We start from the raw sequence: 16,804 nt of genomic DNA on the forward strand, positions 1-16,804 counted from the left end.
CGCTGAGTGGGTCGTTGGCCCGGTTCGGTTCCCTGGTGCCGAAGGCTCATGCGTTTGTGCCAAAAGCTGCAGAGCTAAAAATCGTGTTGCGCAAAAAAATGTATTACAAAGAATTTCACATTTTAAAATATTTATATAAATCATGTGGTTATGATTATTTTTGGACTGGCATGGTTATCGCTATAGGACTTGCACTCCATCAATTGAGGCAAGCCCATGCTCCCGAATCTTGTGATCCTTGATGCAACCGAACCACGCAAACCATCGTCGTCCGCCGGTATCCGGCAATTGACGGCCGATCAGGTCCAGATGCTCAGGGCGTTCATCCAGAAGCGGGTGAAGAACGCCGATGATGTGGATGACATCCTGCAATGCGTGTTTCTCGAGGCGTTACGCAATGAGCACAAGTTTCAGCACGCCAGCAAACCGCAAACCTGGTTGTGTGGCATTGCGCTGAATCTGATCCGCAATCATTTTCGCAAAATGTATCGCCAGCCCTATCAGGAAAGCTGGGAAGACGAGGTCCATACCGATCTGGAGTGGAACGGCGATATTACTCATCAGGTAGACGGGCACCGGCAGTTGGCACGCGTCATAGAGGCCATCGACTGCCTGCCGACGAACATGCAGAAGGTCCTGGAAGTTTCGCTGGAAATGGATGGCAATTATCAGGAAACCGCCAACACGCTCGGCGTTCCGATCGGCACCGTCCGCTCCCGGCTGTCCCGGGCGCGGGTGCAGCTCAAGCAACAGATAGACCCGTTCGCCTGAGTGTTCGTCTGTCTGGAACCAACTCGCGTGCAAAACCACACAGTTGCCATCCCTCACCACTTGGATGGCAACCATGCGTATATCCAGTTCTCCCAGTCCTGCCCTCGGCAGCATCGTGAATCAACCCACCTCTGGCGAACTGGCTGCTGAGACGCCATTGGCCAAAGCCTCGCTTACGCAGGGCAGCGCAGGTGGTGGTCAGGCTTTTGTGCAGTTCGGCCAGGCCAACGACAGCCCCTCGTCCTTTTCGGGAACCGAGCAAAGCGGCTCATCGCTGATGAGTCTGCTGACTCGCAGCAGCAGTAGTGACAGCACCTCCAGCGTCGATCAGGACAGCGATCAGGTGTCCCCGATGACATCGGTCTTGGCCACAGCGAGCTCGGCATCCACGACGGCCTCCAACCCGGCGAATGCGCCGAGCGCTACCGATGCAGCGTTTCTCGATAACTCCGAATACTCTTCGCCCGAGGCGCTCAAGCGCTGGGAACCGATGGTTGCCAACCTGCCGCCCGAAGAGCGCGAGCAGGCCGCCAAAGAACTCAACCGGCCCATCGCCGCAGCCTGGATGGCCAGAGAGCATGGCCCCAACGCCGAAAAGGCGATGGCGTTCATCAATGCCAACCCTGCGTTGAAGACAGCGGTGGACGTCGGCAAGGATGGCGGTAATGCGGATGGCAAAATCACCAACAAAGACCTCAAGGCGTTCGCCAAAAACATGGAGAAGGCGGCCGACAATGCCGACAAGGACGTGGCCAAGTACATGGAAGATAACCCCGGCGCCGATCCTCAGTCCCTTGAAATGGTGCGCAGCGCAGCGGTGATGCGCGCCAATATGCCGTTGGCGACGGCAGCCGACCCTCATCATGCCGTCGGGGCGGCGGACAAGACCGATGTCGATGGCAATGTCAGCGCCGAGGGTCTGAAAGCGCTGATTAAAAGTAACCCCGGGTTGTCAGGTACGCTCAAACAGTCGTCCAACATGTGGTCGCAGGCGGGCTTCCTCAGTCAGGTGGACGAAGCCGGTCTGACCGGGCGCAAGAAGGCTGCGCATAGTCCCGACCAGGTGTTCGATGCGTCCAATATGAGCGAGTGGATCAGAAAGAGCGCCCCCAAAAATGGTGGCCAGTTCGCCAGCATGCTCAGCGACGCCGCGACGTTGAATTCGGTAGCCGGTATCGATATCAGCAAACTCAACGCCCAGGTTTTCGAGAAGCCCAAGGCTTACACCGGCGCGCAGAAGGCCGCTGTGATGATCAAGTTGCAGCAGACTCAGCAGAGCGTGATAGCCGGGCGAGATTTGCGCAATACCGAGAAGACCGAGGCGGGCCTCAACGAGCGAATCGCTCAGTTGCAAGCCGATCCCGACGTTCAGGAGTACCTCAACAAAAGCATTCCCGAACAGGAGCGCAGCCTGGTTCGCAGCGATTCGGCGCTGCAGAAGGCCGTGACTGAGCAGGCTCAAAACGTCAACAGCGGAAAGGCCTTGCAAACCGACATGGCAACCGCAGACAAGGCCGTCGACAAACACAACCCCAACCCCGATTACAGCGGCGCCATCACCGGCTTGTCGGCCCAACTGCAACTGCAAAAAGACCTGTTTCCGGATGCCCAGGTACCCACTGCCCAGCAAGTCTTCAACAACCAGCCTGATGAACTGCAAACGAAGATCGCCGACTCCTACGTGCGCAACTTCAGTGAGGGGGGGGCTCTGAAACAACTGCTTGGCCAGAAAAAATCTGACGCCGGCGAGTCTCTGCAAACCGCAGATAACCAGAAAGCGGCGTATGAAAGCGTGCTGCCCGCTGATTTCGTTAATGGTGAGCGTGAGAGCTACACGGCCAGCACCTTGTCCGAGCTGCAGAACTCCAAAAAAGGCCGCAAGTTGCTGGAGGGCAAGACCGATGAAGAGGGCGGCCCTTCGCTGGCCGCGCAGCTCGCCGAGCAAGGTATCGGAGGCAAGGCGTTCAACTCGGTCATGGGCTTCGCGTCAGTGTCTGACAGGCTCGCCAGCGGTGACAAGCTGGGCGCGGCTCAGAGCATCATCGACAGCTCCAGGTTGGGCGCGGAGGCAATCAAGGGCGGCATAGACACCGGCGCGAAAATGATGGGCCGCGAGGCGTCCGCCGGCCTTGGTCGTCTGGGCGGCCAGATGATCGGCCGTGCCGTCGGTCTGGTTGCCGGTGAAGCCACAGGGCTTGCCGCAGGCGCAGCGCTGGGTGCTGCAATCCCGGTCATCGGCTGGGCCATCGACGGTGCCATGGCGTTGGGTTTTGGTATTTCGGCGATTATCGACGCAGTCAAAAAGCACAAGGCGCAGAAGGCGTTTGATCATAACGTTGACCCGGTGCTGGATCAGTTCGGGATTGACAGGGCGCATTGATGCAATGGAGCAGGGCGGCGACCTTATCTTCCGTCCTGTTCCGAGAATGCGTTGTTTTGCAGACTTCGATGATTAATACCCCGCTTGGGGAAGTGATTTATCGACCTCGTTCATTCGTACAGTGTTCAGGACACCGAGGTGTACTAATGACTGACCGATTATACAAAACTGTTCTTGCCGACTTATCAACGTCTTTGACGATGCAACCTTTGATGTTCGACGACACAGGCGCTTGCGACGTGGTGGTCGATGAAGAGATAGCGCTGAAGGTGGTCGTGGACCCCGTGTTCCAGCGTCTGTTGCTGATCGGACTGATGGACATTTCCCCCGATCTTCCCTTGCAGCGTTTGTTGAGTGGCGCACTTAACCCTCTGTTCAATGATGGACCCGGGTTGGGGTGGCATGCAGGCAGCGAGCTGTATATCGGCTTTAAGGCAATTCCCAGAGAAAAGGTGAGTGTGGTGACGCTCAAGCAGGCGATCGCTGAACTTGTAGAGTGGATAAAAACGTGGCGCGACGCGCACTGAAAGAGGATGAGTCATGAACCCGATACAGACGCGCTTCTCTAATGTCGAGGCACTTAGACATTCAGAGGTGGATGTACAGGCGCTCAAAGCACACGGTCAAATAGAAGTGGGTGGCAAATGCTACGACATTCGCGCGGCTGCCAATAACGACCTGACTGTCCAGCGTTCTGACAAACAGATGGCGATGAGCAAGTTTTTCAAAAAAGCAGGGTTAAGTGGGAGTTCCGGCAGTCAGTCCGATCAAATTGCGCAGGTACTGAATGAAAAGCGCGGCCCCTCCGGTCCCCGTCTCATACGCCAGGGGCAGACCCATCTGGGCCGTATGCCATTCAACATCGAAGAGGGGCAAGACAGTTCGGCCGCCACGTCCGTCCAGAACAGCAGGCTACCCAATGGCCGCCTGGTAAACAGCAGTATTTTGCAATGGGCCGAAAAGGCGAAAGCCAATGGCAACACAAGCTCCAGTGCGCTTTATCAGATCTACGCAAAAGAACTCCCGCGTGTAGAACTGCTGCCACGCACTGAGCACCGGGCGTGTCTGGCGCATATGTATAAGCTGAACGGTAAGGACGGTATCAGTATTTGGCCGCAGTTTCTGGATGGCGTGCGCGGGGTGCAGCTAAAACATGACACAAAAGTGTTCATGATGGACAACCCCAAAGCAGCGGACGAGTTCTACAAGATCGAACGTTCGGGCACGCAATTTCCGGATGAGGCTGTCAAGGCGCGCCTGACGATAAATGTCAAACCTCAATTCCAGAAGGCCATGGTCGACGCAGCGGTCAGGTTGACTGCTGACCGTCACGATATCATTACTGCCAAAGTGGCCGGTCCTGCAAAGATTGGCACGCTTACAGATGCTGCGGTTTTCTATGTAAGCGGAGATTTTTCCGCTGCGCAGACACTTGCAAAAGAGCTTCAGGCACTGCTCCCTGACGATGCGTTTATCAATCATACGCCAGCTGGAATGCAATCCATGGGCAAGGGACTGTGTTACGCCGAGCGTACATCGCAGGACAGGACAAGCCACGGAATGTCGCGCGCCAGCATAATCGAGTCGGCACTGGCAGACACCAGCAGGTCGTCACTGGAGAAGAAGCTGCGCAATGCTTTCAAGAGCGCCGGATACAATCCCGACAACCCGGCGTTCAGACTGGAATGAGTATGAATTGCTGAACATCCCAAAAGTCGCGGGCCCAGGACGACGGACCTGAGGGGCCATTCTCAGGCGTATCCGTCCCTTGCTCGAACACAGGCTTGCCGTGAATCTGTTTCATGTTTCAGGCAGCCTGCCCTGACAGAGAAAGGCGTTTTTAGAGATTGAGCCAGGCAGATTTTTTTCAGGAGATGCATGCGGTAAACGACAACAAGGCACTTTCCACCAGACGAAAAAAAAGACCTTGAAATTCAAGGTCTTTTTTAAAGGTGGTGCCCCGAGGGAGAATCGAACTCCCACTTCTTTCGAAAACGGATTTTGAATCCGCCGCGTCTACCAATTCCGCCATCAGGGCTCAATGGCGGCGAAGTATAAGGATGAGTTTTCTGTTGGTCAACAGGGATTTACGCAGGTTTTTTACTAATGCCGTCAAACCGGATAAACTTCCCGGCCCTGCTAAACGAACCCGATCATGCGCGTCGCTGACTTTACCTTCGAACTCCCCGATTCCCTGATTGCTCGCCATCCGCTGGCCGAGCGTCGCAGCAGTCGTCTGTTGACCCTCGATGGGCCGACGGGCGCGCTGGCACATCGTCAATTCACCGATTTGCTCGAGCATTTGCGCCCGGGCGACTTGATGGTGTTCAACAATACCCGGGTCATTCCTGCACGCCTGTTCGGGCAGAAAGCCTCCGGCGGCAAGCTGGAGATTCTGGTCGAGCGCGTGCTGGACAGCCATCGTGTGCTGGCGCATGTGCGCTCGAGCAAGTCGCCCAAGCCTGGCTCGTCGATTCTGATCGATGGCGGTGGCGAGGCCGAGATGGTGGCGCGGCACGATGCGCTGTTCGAGCTGCGTTTCGCCGAAGAGGTGCTGCCGTTGCTGGAGCGTGTCGGCCACATGCCGTTGCCTCCTTATATAGACCGTCCGGATGAGGGCGCGGACCGCGAGCGCTATCAGACCGTATACGCGCAGCGTGCGGGTGCTGTGGCTGCACCGACTGCTGGCTTGCATTTCGATCAGCCGCTGCTGGAGGCGATCGTCGCCAAGGGCGTCGAGACTGCGTTCGTCACGCTGCACGTTGGCGCGGGTACATTCCAGCCGGTGCGCGTCGAGCAGATCGAAGATCACCACATGCACAGCGAATGGCTGGAAGTTGGCCAGGACGTGGTCGATGCTGTCACGGCGTGTCGTGCACGGGGCGGGCGGGTGATTGCAGTGGGGACCACCAGCGTGCGCTCGCTGGAGAGTGCCGCGCGTGATGGCGAACTGAAGCCGTTCAGCGGCGATACCGACATCTTCATCTATCCAGGCCGGCCGTTTCACGTGGTCGATGCCCTGGTGACCAATTTCCATTTGCCTGAATCCACGCTGTTGATGCTGGTTTCGGCGTTCGCCGGTTATCCCGAGACGATGGCGGCCTACGCGGCGGCCATCGAGCACGGCTACCGCTTCTTCAGTTACGGTGATGCGATGTTCATCACCCGCAATCCCGCGCCGACGGCCCCACAGGAATCGGCACCAGAGGATCACGCATGAGTCGCACCTGTCGTATGTCTTTCGAGTTGTTGGCCACCGATGGCAAGGCCCGTCGTGGTCGGCTGACCTTCCCGCGTGGTGTGGTGGAAACCCCGGCGTTCATGCCGGTGGGCACCTATGGCACGGTCAAGGGCATGCTGCCCCGTGATATCGAGGCGACTGGCGCGCAGATGATTCTGGGCAACACGTTTCACCTGTGGCTGCGTCCGGGTACCGAAGTCATCAAGGGCCACGGCGACCTGCATGATTTCATGCAGTGGAAGGGGCCGATTCTGACCGACTCCGGCGGCTTTCAGGTGTTCAGCCTGGGCGCCATGCGCAAGATCAAGGAAGAGGGTGTGACGTTCGCCTCGCCGGTCGATGGTGCCAAGGTGTTCATGGGGCCGGAAGAGTCGATGCAGGTCCAGCGTGATCTGGGGTCGGACGTCGTGATGATCTTCGACGAATGCACACCGTACCCGGCCGACGAAGAGGTGGCGCGAGTCTCCATGGAGCTGTCGCTGCGCTGGGCCAAGCGTTCCAAGATCGCCCACGGCGAAAACACCGCCGCGCTGTTCGGCATCGTTCAGGGTGGCATGCACGAGAACCTGCGCAAGCGCTCGCTGGAAGGCCTGGACGAAATCGGTTTCGACGGTCTGGCGATTGGCGGTCTGTCGGTGGGCGAACCCAAGCACGAGATGATCAAGGTGCTGGACTACCTGCCAGGCCTCATGCCGGCAGACAAACCTCGTTACCTGATGGGTGTAGGCAAGCCGGAAGATCTGGTCGAAGGTGTGCGTCGTGGCGTCGACATGTTCGACTGCGTGATGCCGACCCGCAACGCCCGCAACGGCCATCTGTTCACCGATACCGGTGTATTGAAAATCCGTAACGCGTTCCATCGTCACGACAATTCGCCGCTGGATCCGACCTGCGATTGCTACACCTGCCAGAACTTCTCGCGCGCTTATCTGCATCACTTGGACAAGTGCGGAGAAATGCTGGGGAGCATGCTCAATACAATCCACAATTTGCGGCACTACCAGCTGCTTATGGCTGGTTTGCGCGAGGCTATTCAACAGGGTACATTGGCCGCCTTCGTCGATGCCTTCTATGCCAAACGCGGCCTCCCAACGCCGCCTCTGGGTTGAAACAGAACGAGTTTTTCCTGCTTTTTATACTAATTATGTAACTGGAGCGACAAATGAGCTTTTTCATCTCTCCCGCTTTTGCGGATGCTGCTGCACCGGCTGCCGGTCCTGCGGGCAGTGGTTTCGAGTGGATCTTCCTGGTCGGCTTCCTGGTCATCTTCTACCTGATGATCTGGCGTCCACAGGCCAAGCGCGCCAAAGAGCAGAAAAACCTGCTGGGCAACCTGCAGAAAGGCGACGAAGTTGTAACCAGTGGCGGTATCGCGGGCAAGATCAACAAAGTGACCGATGACTTCGTGGTCATCGAAGTGTCTGACACCGTTGAGCTGAAAATCCAGAAGGGCGCCATCGCGGCCACTCTGCCTAAAGGCACCCTGAAAGCGATCTGAGCAACAACTTTTTACCCATCGACGGGGCGCGCAAGGCGCCCCGCGTTTTAAGCGGGCGGCGTGATGCTGAACAAATACCCTCTGTGGAAATACGTACTGATCCTGGCGGTGCTGGTGGTCGGTTTTATTTATTCCGCACCCAATCTCTACCCTGATGATTCTGCCATCCAGATCAGCGGCGCAAGCACTGCGCTGCAAGTCAATCAGGCGGACGTGGATCGTGCAGCCAAGGCGCTTGCCGATGCCGGCATCTCGGTCAAGGCTTCTTCTCTGGCCGAGAATGGCAAGGGCGGTTTGTTGCGTCTGAGCAAGCAGGAAGACCAGTTGCCAGCCAAGGATGTCGTGCGCAAGGCGTTGGGTGACGACTATGTCGTTGCACTGAACCTGGCGCGTACCACGCCGACCTGGTTGCGTAACCTGGGTGCAAGCCCGATGAAGCTTGGTCTCGACCTGTCCGGCGGTGTGCACTTCCTGCTGGAAGTCGACATGGACAAGGCGATCGATGCACGTCTGAAAGTCTACGAAGGCGAAGTCAAATCCCTGTTGCGCAAAGAAAAGGTGCGTTATCGCAGCCTGCCGCAGCTGGGCAATGTGATTCAGCTGGGCTTCACCGACGATGCAGAGCGTGAGCAGGCGCGTGCCTTGGTACGCAAGACCTTTACCGATTTCGAAATCACGCCTGCCGAGCTGAACGGTATCCCGGTGCTGCGCATGGCGTTGACGCCGGCCAAGCTGGCCGAGATTCGCGAATACTCGATCAAGCAGAACCTGACCACCGTGCGTAACCGGGTCAACGAGCTGGGTGTTGCCGAGCCGCTGGTTCAGCGCCAGGGTGCCAACCGCATCGTGGTCGAGTTGCCGGGTGTGCAGGACACGGCCGAAGCCAAGCGTATTCTGGGCAAGACCGCCAACCTCGAATTCCGTCTGGGTGCAGGCCCGGATGATTCGAAAGGCACCACCGAGATGTTCGAATTCCGCGAAGGCGGTCGTCCGGCAGCGGCAGTGGAGCGTGGTCTGATCATTACCGGTGACCAGGTGACTGACGCCAAGGCCAGCTTCGACGAGCATGGCCGTCCACAGGTGAACATCAACCTCGATGGTCACGGTGGCGAACTGATGAGCCGTGCAACCCGCAGCAATGTGGGCCGCAGCATGGCGGTGATCTTCATCGAACAGCGTCCGACCACCACCTACACCAAACAGATGGTCAACGGCGTCGAGAAAGACGTGCCGGTGCAGACCTTCAAGGAAGACAAGAAAATCATCAGCCTAGCGACCATTCAGTCGCCACTGGGCAGTCAGTTCCGGATTACCGGTCTGAACGGTCAGGGTGAATCTTCCGAGCTGGCGCTGCTGTTGCGTGCCGGTGGTCTGGCAGCACCGATGTACTTCGCTGAAGAGCGCACCATCGGTCCTAGCCTGGGTGCCGACAACATCACCAAGGGTATCGACGCATCCCTGTGGGGCATGCTGTTCGTCTCGCTGTTCATCATGGCGATCTACCGCTTCTTCGGTCTTATCGCGACCGTGGCACTGGCCCTGAACATGGTCATGCTGCTGGCACTGATGTCCTTGCTGGGGGCCACACTGACCCTGCCGGGTATCGCCGGTATCGTGTTGACCATGGGTATGGCGGTGGACGCCAACGTGCTGATCTTCTCGCGGATTCGTGAAGAGATCGCCAACGGCATGACGGTTCAGCGTGCTATCAACGAAGGTTTCGATCGTGCCTACACGGCGATCCTCGACGCCAACCTGACGACGCTGCTGGTCGGCGGCATTCTCTTTGCGATGGGCACCGGCCCGGTCAAAGGGTTTGCGGTGACCATGTCGCTCGGGATCTTTACCTCGATGTTCACGGCCATCATGGTGACCCGCGCTATGGTCAACCTGATCTACGGCGGTCGTGACTTCAAGAAGTTGTGGATTTAAGGGGCTGCCATGTTACGTACCATCAACTTCATGGGCGTTCGCAATGTTGCGTTCGCCATCACGATGCTCCTTACCGCACTGGCGTTGTTCAGCTGGTTCCATAAAGGGCTCAACTTTGGTCTGGACTTCACCGGCGGTACGCTCATCGAGCTGACCTACGAACGTCCCGCCGACCTCGGCAAGGTCCGTCAGGAGCTGGTTTCGGCGGGCTATCACGAAGCCGTTGTACAAAGCTTTGGCGCCACCACTGACTTGCTGGTGCGCATGCCGGGTGAAGACCCGCAGCTGGGCACTCAGGTTGCCGAAGCGCTGCGCAAGGCTGGTGCCGATAACCCGGCAGTGGTCAAGCGTGTCGAGTTCGTCGGCCCGCAGGTCGGTGAAGAGCTGCGCGATCAGGGCGGCCTCGGCATGCTGATGGCGCTGGGCGGTGTTCTGATCTACCTGGCATTCCGCTTCCAGTGGAAATTCGCAGTCGGGGCGATCATCTCGCTGATCCACGACGTGGTAGTGACGATGGGTATCCTGTCGTTCTTCCAGATCACCTTCGACCTGACGGTGCTGGCGGCGGTGCTGGCGATCATCGGTTACTCGCTGAACGACACCATCGTGGTCTTCGACCGGGTACGCGAAAACTTCCGCCTGCTGCGCAAGGCTTCGCTGATCGAGAACATCAACATCTCCACCACGCAGACACTGCTGCGCACCATTGCCACCTCGGTTTCGACCCTGTTGGCGATCGTGGCATTGTGGGTGTTTGGCGGTGACAGCCTGGAAGGCTTCTCCATCGCGTTGTTCATCGGTGTACTGGCGGGTACCTACTCGTCCATCTACATCGCCAACGTGGTGCTGATCTGGCTGAACCTGACCACCGAGGATCTGATTCCTCCAGTGGTCGTCGAGAAGGCTGACGACCTGCCGTAGGTCCGGCCATCATAAAAAAGGCGCGAGTGCTGAACTCGCGCCTTTTTTTATGCTCCAAGGCTAGGCATTGCGCAGCCATGCTGCGTTTCGATTGGTCAGGAGGTTCAAGTGAACAAGTCTATGCTTGTTGGTGCTGTGTTAGGTGCTGCTGTCGTGACTGCTGGCGGCGCCGTTGCCACCTATAGCTTGGTCAAGGGTGGTCCTGAGTATGCGGATGTATTGGCGGTAGAGCCGATCAATCAGCAGATCAAAACCCCCCGTGAAGTTTGCAAGGACGTAACCGTTACCCGTCAGGCGCCGGTCAAGGACCAGCATCAGATCGTCGGTAGCGTAATTGGCGCGGTTGCCGGTGGCTTGCTGGGTAACCAGATCGGTGGCGGTAACGGCAAGAAGATCGCTACAGTCGCGGGCGCGGTAGGTGGTGGTTATGCGGGTAACAAGGTTCAGGAAGGCATGCAGGAGCGTGATACCTACACCACTACGCAGAACCGCTGTACGACGGTCAACGATGTGAGCGACAAGGTTGTGGGCTACAACGTCAAATACAAGTTGAACGAGAAGGTGGGTCAGGTTCGTATGGAGCGTGATCCAGGTAGCCAGATTCCGGTCGACAAGAACGGTCAGCTGATATTGGGTCAGGCGCAGTAACGCCAGCCGCTGAGCTTCACAAGACATAAAAAAACCGGCTTGCGCCGGTTTTTTTATGCCTGCCGCTTAACGCTTGAGCGAAGCTGGCAGGTGCGGTGCGATTGCGGTCAGTACCGCTTTGAAGCACTTGGTGTTGCCGGCAACGATGTGGCCTTTCTCGAGGAAGTCGTGACCACCGGTGAAATCGCTGACCAGACCGCCTGCTTCCTGAATCAGCAGGGCGCCTGCAGCCATGTCCCACTCGGACAGGCCTGACTCCCAGAATGCATCGAAGCGACCGGCAGCGACATAAGCCAGGTCGAGGCTTGCAGCACCTGCACGGCGGATGCCGGCGGTCTGGCCTACCAGGCTGCGGAACATGCCCAGGTAGTTCTCGATGTTGTCCATCTGGTTGTCACGAAACGGGAAGCCGGTGCCGAGCAGGGCGCCTTCCAGGCTCTTGCGCTGGCTGACGCGCAGACGGCGGCCGTTCAGGGCTGCGCCACGACCACGGCTTGCGGTGAATTCTTCCTGGCGGACCGGGTCAAGAACCACGGCGTGCTCAAGGCGGCCGCGGTATTTGCAGGCGATGCTGACGGCAAAGTGCGGGATGCCGCGAACGAAGTTGGTGGTGCCGTCCAGTGGGTCGATGATCCACAGGTAGTCGGTGCCTTCGCCACTGCCTTCGTGCAGGCCGCTTTCTTCGCCGAGAATGCCGTGAGTCGGGTAGGCCTTGCGCAGCGCGGTGATGATGCTTTGCTCGGCAGCGCGGTCGATCTCTGTGACGTAGTCTTTGGCTTCTTTTTCGTCAACCTTGATGGTATCCAGGCGCTCGATGGAGCGGAAAATCAATTCGCTGGCGCTGCGGGCGGCGCGCAGCGCGATATTCAGCATGGGCTGCATGGATAATTCACCTAAGGTTGTTAAAGAGAGCCGGGCATTCTATGGGCTGAATCGAATTATTTCCAGCCTTGCGTTGTTACGGTTGTCGGGTTCGTGTGTGTTTTTTTGCGTCCGGCGCGGTCGCTTCTGCGGTTGCGCTCCGTACAGCTTCATAGCGTTAGCCGAGCCGTTTCTGTAAGATTTGCCCCCCTAATTCGTATCAGTGAGCGTTCGCTTTGTTGCAGAACATTCGTGTTGTCCTGGTCGGCACTACCCATCCCGGAAATATCGGCGGGGCTGCTCGCGCCATGAAAAACATGGGGCTTTCGCGTCTGGTGCTGGTCGATCCGCGCATTTTCCCTTCGCCCGATGCCGATGCACGTGCGTCCGGCGCTACCGATATTCTCGAGGGCGCGCAGGTGGTGGCGACCCTTGAAGACGCGCTGGTCGGCTGCCGTCTGGTGCTGGGCACCAGTGCTCGGGATCGAAGCCTGCCGTGGCCTATGCTGGATCCGCGTGCCTCGGGTGAAAAAGTCATCGAGCAGGCCGGCGAGGGTGCCGAAGTGGCGCTGGTGTTCGGTCGCGAACATGCGGGGCTGACCAACGAAGAGCTGCAGCGCTGCCACTTCCATGTGCACATCCCGTCAGACCCTGCGTTCAGCTCGCTCAATCTGGCGGCTGCCGTACAGGTGCTCAGTTATGAGGTGCGCGTGGCCTGGCTGGCTGCCACGGAGCAGGGCGAGGCTTCCAGACCTGCGTCGGCGCACAATGCCGAGCTGGCGACGATGGACGAAATGGAAGGTTTCTATACCCATCTTGAGGCCACGCTTGTGGCCATCGGCTTTCTTGATCCGGAAAAGCCACGGCATCTGATGGCCCGGCTGCGCAGGCTATACGGGCGCAGCGAAGTCGAGCGATCCGAGCTGAGTATTCTGCGCGGTGTGCTCACCGAAACCCAGAAAGCCGCACGTGGTGAACCCTACAAGCGAAAGGATCAGTAATGTTCGAGCGTCTGCGAGAAGACATTCAAAGCGTGTTTCACCGCGATCCTGCGGCGCGCAACGCCTTTGAAGTCCTGACCTGCTATCCAGGGATGCACGCCATCTGGCTGCACCGCTTCGCCCATATTCTGTGGCGCAACGGCTGGAAATGGCCGGCGCGTGTGGTGTCGAACTTCGGCCGCTGGATGACCGGTATCGAGATCCATCCAGGTGCGCGCATCGGTCGCCGTTTTTTTATCGATCACGGCATGGGCATCGTGATCGGTGAAACCGCCGAGATCGGCAATGACGTCACCCTCTACCAGGGCGTGACCCTGGGCGGCACCAGCTGGAATGCCGGCAAGCGCCATCCGACGCTGGAAGATGGTGTAGTGGTCGGGGCGGGGGCCAAGGTGCTCGGGCCTTTCACGGTAGGGGCGGGTGCCAAGATCGGCTCCAACGCAGTGGTCACCAAGGCTGTGCCTGCGGGCGCAACCGCAGTGGGCATCCCGGGGCGGATCATCGTCAAGTCGGACGACGAGGTTGAGGCCAGGCGCAAAGCCATGGCTGAAAAGCTCGGCTTCGACGCCTACGGTGTCAGTGCAGATATGCCTGATCCGGTCGCGCGCGCCATTGGCCAGTTGCTTGACCATCTGCAGGCTGTCGACGGGCGTCTTGAAGGCATGTGCGATGCGCTCGGCAGGCTTGGCAGCGACTACCGCGCCAAGGAGCTGCCGGAGTTGCGCGACGAGGTTTTCGACTGCGTCAAGGACTGCCAGGAAGGCAAGGTCGGCTAGCGCTCACGACGGGCAGGGTGCGTGCCATTGCGCCGCACCTTTGCTATGATGCAGCCCGCACTTTTTGCTAATCCCGACTGTTTTGCTTGGTCTAATAGTTGACTCTTTTACTCGGGAATAGCATACTCGCTCTCATTCCGAACCTCTGCGGTATACGCCATGCGACTGACTACTAAAGGCCGATACGCTGTAACAGCCATGCTTGACCTGGCGTTGCATGCGCAGAACGGGCCAGTGTCTCTGGCCGACATCTCCGAGCGGCAGGGTATTTCCCTGTCCTACCTCGAGCAGCTGTTCGCCAAGCTGCGTCGCGGCAATCTGGTTTCCAGTGTTCGTGGTCCGGGTGGTGGTTATCAGCTGTCGCGCGACATGAAAGGCATCCAGGTTGCTCAGGTTGTCGATGCAGTCAATGAATCGGTTGATGCCACGCGGTGTCAGGGTCTGGGCGATTGCCACGCAGGCGATACCTGCCTGACCCACCACCTGTGGTGCGACCTGAGCCAGCAGATTCACGAATTTCTAAGCGGTATCAGCTTGGCGGATCTTGTCACTCGCCGTGAGGTACAAGAAGTCGCTCAGCGCCAGGATATGCGCCGTGGTCATAACCACATGTCGCAACTGGGTAAGATCGAAACGTCCGCCGTCGAATGAACGCAGATGAATGAGCGGTGCGCCTGCCTGATAGGAGAGCTTCAATGAAATTGCCAATTTACCTCGACTACTCCGCGACGACCCCGGTCGATCCGCGTGTCGCGCAGAAAATGATCGATTGCCTGACCGTCGAAGGAAACTTCGGCAACCCGGCCTCGCGCTCCCACGTCTTTGGCTGGAAAGCCGAAGAAGCGGTCGAGAACGCCCGTCGTCAGGTCGCTGATCTGGTCAGCGCCGATCCGCGCGAAATCGTCTGGACCTCGGGTGCTACCGAATCCAACAACCTGGCTATCAAGGGTGTTGCGCATTTCTACGCCAGCAAAGGCAAGCACCTGATCACCTCCAAGGTTGAACACAAGGCTGTCCTCGACACCACTCGCCAGCTGGAACGCGAAGGTTTCGAAGTGACCTACATCGAGCCAGGTGAAGACGGTCTGATCACGCCTTCGATGATTGAAGCGGCACTGCGCGACGACACCATTCTGGTTTCGATCATGCATGTGAACAACGAGATCGGCACCATCAACGATATCGCCGCGATCGGTGAACTGACCCGTTCGCGTGGTGTGCTGTTCCACGTCGATGGCGCGCAGTCGACCGGCAAGGTTGAAATCGATCTGGCCAGCCTCAAGGTTGACCTGATGTCGTTCTCTGCACACAAGACCTACGGCCCTAAAGGCATTGGCGCACTTTACGTCAGCCGCAAGCCACGTGTTCGCCTTGAAGCGACCATGCACGGCGGTGGTCACGAGCGCGGCATGCGTTCCGGCACCCTGGCGACTCACCAGATCGTCGGCATGGGCGAAGCATTCCGTATCGCCAAAGAAGAAATGGCTGCTGAAAACGTGCGCATCAAGGCACTCAGCGATCGTTTCTTCAAGCAGGTCGAAAATCTGGAAGAGCTGTACGTCAACGGCAGCCTGACTGCCCGCGTACCGCACAACCTGAACCTGAGCTTCAACTACGTCGAAGGCGAGTCGCTGATCATGGCACTCAAGGACCTGGCGGTATCGTCCGGTTCGGCCTGTACCTCGGCGTCGCTTGAGCCTTCGTACGTGCTGCGTGCCCTGGGTCGCAACGATGAGCTGGCACACAGCTCGATTCGTTTCACCTTCGGCCGCTTCAGCACCGAAGAAGAAATCGATTACGCCGCGCAGAAGGTTTGCGAGGCTGTTACCCGGCTGCGCACACTGTCGCCGCTGTGGGACATGTTCAAAGACGGCGTCGACATTTCCAAGATCGAGTGGGCGGCGCACTAATTTAAAGTCGCCTCCAAGACAGGTCATGGGCAATTGCGCGTGACCTGCAGAGCGGCTCCCTGATGTGAGAGGAATAGAATCATGGCTTACAGCGAAAAGGTCATCGACCACTACGAAAATCCACGTAACGTCGGCAAGATGAACGCGGAAGATCCTGATGTGGGCACCGGCATGGTCGGCGCTCCTGCGTGCGGCGACGTGATGCGCCTGCAGATCAAGGTCAACGAGCAGGGCGTTATCGAAGACGCCAAGTTCAAGACCTACGGCTGTGGTTCGGCCATTGCGTCCAGCTCTCTGGCGACCGAGTGGATGAAAGGCAAGACTCTGGATGAAGCAGAGACCATCAAGAACACTCAGCTGGCTGAAGAGCTGGCACTGCCGCCAGTGAAGATTCACTGCTCGGTACTCGCTGAAGACGCCATCAAGGCAGCCGTTCGCGATTACAAGCAGAAGAAAGGTCTGCTGTAAGCAGGCTTTTCTACAGAAGCTTGCGACAGAGTTAACTGCAACAGGCTAATGCAACAGGCTAAGGAGTTCCGATGGCTATCAGCATGACAGAAGCTGCCGCTAACCACGTACGACGTTCCCTCGAGGGGCGCGGCAAGGGTGACGGCGTTCGTCTGGGTGTTCGCACCACAGGCTGTTCAGGTCTTGCCTATGTGCTCGAGTTCGTCGATGAGGCGGCCAGCGAAGACACCGTGTTTGAACTGCACGGCGTCAAGGTGATCATTGACCCGAAGAGTCTGGTCTATCTGGATGGCACCGAACTCGACTTCGTGCGCGAAGGGTTGAACGAAGGCTTCAAGTTCAACAATCCCAACTCGCGCGGTGAGTGCGGCTGTGGCGAAAGCTTCAACGTCTGAGG

17 protein-coding genes and 1 tRNA gene are annotated in these 16,804 nt (G+C 58.2%); 16 read left to right on the plus strand and 2 right to left on the minus strand.

The window, feature by feature from the left end; translation table 11 throughout:
• Nucleotides 1–216: 216 nt before the first annotated feature.
• The 4 genes from hrpL to GE543_RS05630 all read left to right on the plus strand — a co-directional run bounded on the left by hrpL (nt 217) and on the right by GE543_RS05630 (nt 4,840).
• Nucleotides 217–771 carry an RNA polymerase sigma factor HrpL gene (gene hrpL / locus GE543_RS05615; RefSeq protein WP_032698059.1) on the plus strand — a complete coding sequence of 185 codons (555 nt, stop codon included), beginning with the start codon at nt 217–219 and terminating at the stop codon, nt 769–771.
• A 73-nt stretch (nt 772–844) separates the two neighbouring features.
• Complete coding sequence (locus GE543_RS05620) at nt 845–3,151, plus strand: type III effector HrpK domain-containing protein (protein WP_178118548.1); 2,307 nt, start codon at nt 845–847, stop codon at nt 3,149–3,151.
• A 146-nt stretch (nt 3,152–3,297) separates the two neighbouring features.
• The gene (locus tag GE543_RS05625; RefSeq protein ID WP_057458259.1) at nt 3,298–3,678 is read left to right on the plus strand and encodes a type III secretion system chaperone; all 381 of its coding nucleotides are present in this window, start codon (nt 3,298–3,300) and stop codon (nt 3,676–3,678) included.
• 13 nt (nt 3,679–3,691) lie between these two features.
• Nucleotides 3,692–4,840 carry a T3SS effector HopA1 family protein gene (locus GE543_RS05630; RefSeq protein ID WP_153220981.1) on the plus strand — a complete coding sequence of 383 codons (1,149 nt, stop codon included), beginning with the start codon at nt 3,692–3,694 and terminating at the stop codon, nt 4,838–4,840.
• A gap of 264 nt (nt 4,841–5,104) precedes the next feature.
• On the opposite strand, the gene GE543_RS05635 is transcribed toward GE543_RS05630, so the two are convergent.
• Nucleotides 5,105–5,189, minus strand: a tRNA-Leu gene (locus tag GE543_RS05635).
• 117 nt (nt 5,190–5,306) lie between these two features.
• Between GE543_RS05635 and queA the strand changes: the two genes are divergently transcribed.
• The 6 genes from queA to GE543_RS05665 all read left to right on the plus strand — a co-directional run bounded on the left by queA (nt 5,307) and on the right by GE543_RS05665 (nt 11,391).
• Entirely contained in the window at nt 5,307–6,371 is a 1,065-nt protein-coding gene (gene queA / locus GE543_RS05640; protein WP_153220982.1) for a tRNA preQ1(34) S-adenosylmethionine ribosyltransferase-isomerase QueA, read from the plus strand.
• Nucleotides 6,372–6,385: 14 nt separating this feature from the next.
• Nucleotides 6,386–7,501, plus strand: coding sequence for a tRNA guanosine(34) transglycosylase Tgt (gene tgt, locus GE543_RS05645; protein WP_162234455.1), 1,116 nt, complete (start codon nt 6,386–6,388; stop codon nt 7,499–7,501).
• A 53-nt stretch (nt 7,502–7,554) separates the two neighbouring features.
• Nucleotides 7,555–7,890 carry a preprotein translocase subunit YajC gene (yajC, locus tag GE543_RS05650; protein WP_002552468.1) on the plus strand — a complete coding sequence of 112 codons (336 nt, stop codon included), beginning with the start codon at nt 7,555–7,557 and terminating at the stop codon, nt 7,888–7,890.
• Between the two features lie 63 nt (nt 7,891–7,953).
• On the plus strand, nt 7,954–9,822 hold the full coding sequence (gene secD, locus GE543_RS05655) for a protein translocase subunit SecD (RefSeq protein WP_003409102.1): 1,869 nt from the start codon (nt 7,954–7,956) through the stop codon (nt 9,820–9,822).
• A gap of 9 nt (nt 9,823–9,831) precedes the next feature.
• Entirely contained in the window at nt 9,832–10,743 is a 912-nt protein-coding gene (gene secF / locus GE543_RS05660; RefSeq protein WP_003314165.1) for a protein translocase subunit SecF, read from the plus strand.
• Nucleotides 10,744–10,851: 108 nt separating this feature from the next.
• Entirely contained in the window at nt 10,852–11,391 is a 540-nt protein-coding gene (locus tag GE543_RS05665) for a glycine zipper 2TM domain-containing protein (protein WP_002552471.1), read from the plus strand.
• 66 nt (nt 11,392–11,457) lie between these two features.
• Here the strand turns inward: GE543_RS05665 and suhB are convergent, their stop codons facing one another.
• Nucleotides 11,458–12,273 carry an inositol-phosphate phosphatase gene (suhB, locus tag GE543_RS05670; RefSeq protein ID WP_003314166.1) on the minus strand — a complete coding sequence of 272 codons (816 nt, stop codon included), beginning with the start codon at nt 12,271–12,273 and terminating at the stop codon, nt 11,458–11,460.
• A gap of 215 nt (nt 12,274–12,488) precedes the next feature.
• On the opposite strand from suhB, the gene trmJ reads away from it, so the two are divergent.
• The 6 genes from trmJ (at nt 12,489) to iscA (ending at nt 16,802) form a co-directional block, all read left to right on the plus strand.
• Nucleotides 12,489–13,253, plus strand: a complete 765-nt coding sequence (gene trmJ / locus GE543_RS05675) for a tRNA (cytosine(32)/uridine(32)-2'-O)-methyltransferase TrmJ (protein ID WP_103689246.1) — start codon at nt 12,489–12,491, stop codon at nt 13,251–13,253.
• Nucleotides 13,253–14,029 carry a serine O-acetyltransferase gene (cysE, locus tag GE543_RS05680; protein ID WP_003365098.1) on the plus strand — a complete coding sequence of 259 codons (777 nt, stop codon included), beginning with the start codon at nt 13,253–13,255 and terminating at the stop codon, nt 14,027–14,029. Before trmJ ends, cysE begins: the two co-directional genes overlap by 1 nt.
• Before the next feature lie 159 nt (nt 14,030–14,188).
• Entirely contained in the window at nt 14,189–14,680 is a 492-nt protein-coding gene (gene iscR / locus GE543_RS05685) for a Fe-S cluster assembly transcriptional regulator IscR (protein WP_002552474.1), read from the plus strand.
• Between the two features lie 44 nt (nt 14,681–14,724).
• Complete coding sequence (locus GE543_RS05690; RefSeq protein WP_003409112.1) at nt 14,725–15,939, plus strand: IscS subfamily cysteine desulfurase; 1,215 nt, start codon at nt 14,725–14,727, stop codon at nt 15,937–15,939.
• 81 nt (nt 15,940–16,020) lie between these two features.
• Nucleotides 16,021–16,407 carry a Fe-S cluster assembly scaffold IscU gene (iscU, locus tag GE543_RS05695; RefSeq protein WP_002552476.1) on the plus strand — a complete coding sequence of 129 codons (387 nt, stop codon included), beginning with the start codon at nt 16,021–16,023 and terminating at the stop codon, nt 16,405–16,407.
• A 71-nt stretch (nt 16,408–16,478) separates the two neighbouring features.
• A complete protein-coding gene (gene iscA / locus GE543_RS05700) occupies nt 16,479–16,802 on the plus strand; it encodes an iron-sulfur cluster assembly protein IscA (protein ID WP_003314173.1) in 324 nt (107 codons plus the stop codon).
• Nucleotides 16,803–16,804: the final 2 nt, after the last annotated feature.

It is taken from the genome of Pseudomonas sp. SZ57 (assembly GCF_009495975.1).
Classification (GTDB): domain Bacteria; phylum Pseudomonadota; class Gammaproteobacteria; order Pseudomonadales; family Pseudomonadaceae; genus Aquipseudomonas; species Aquipseudomonas syringae.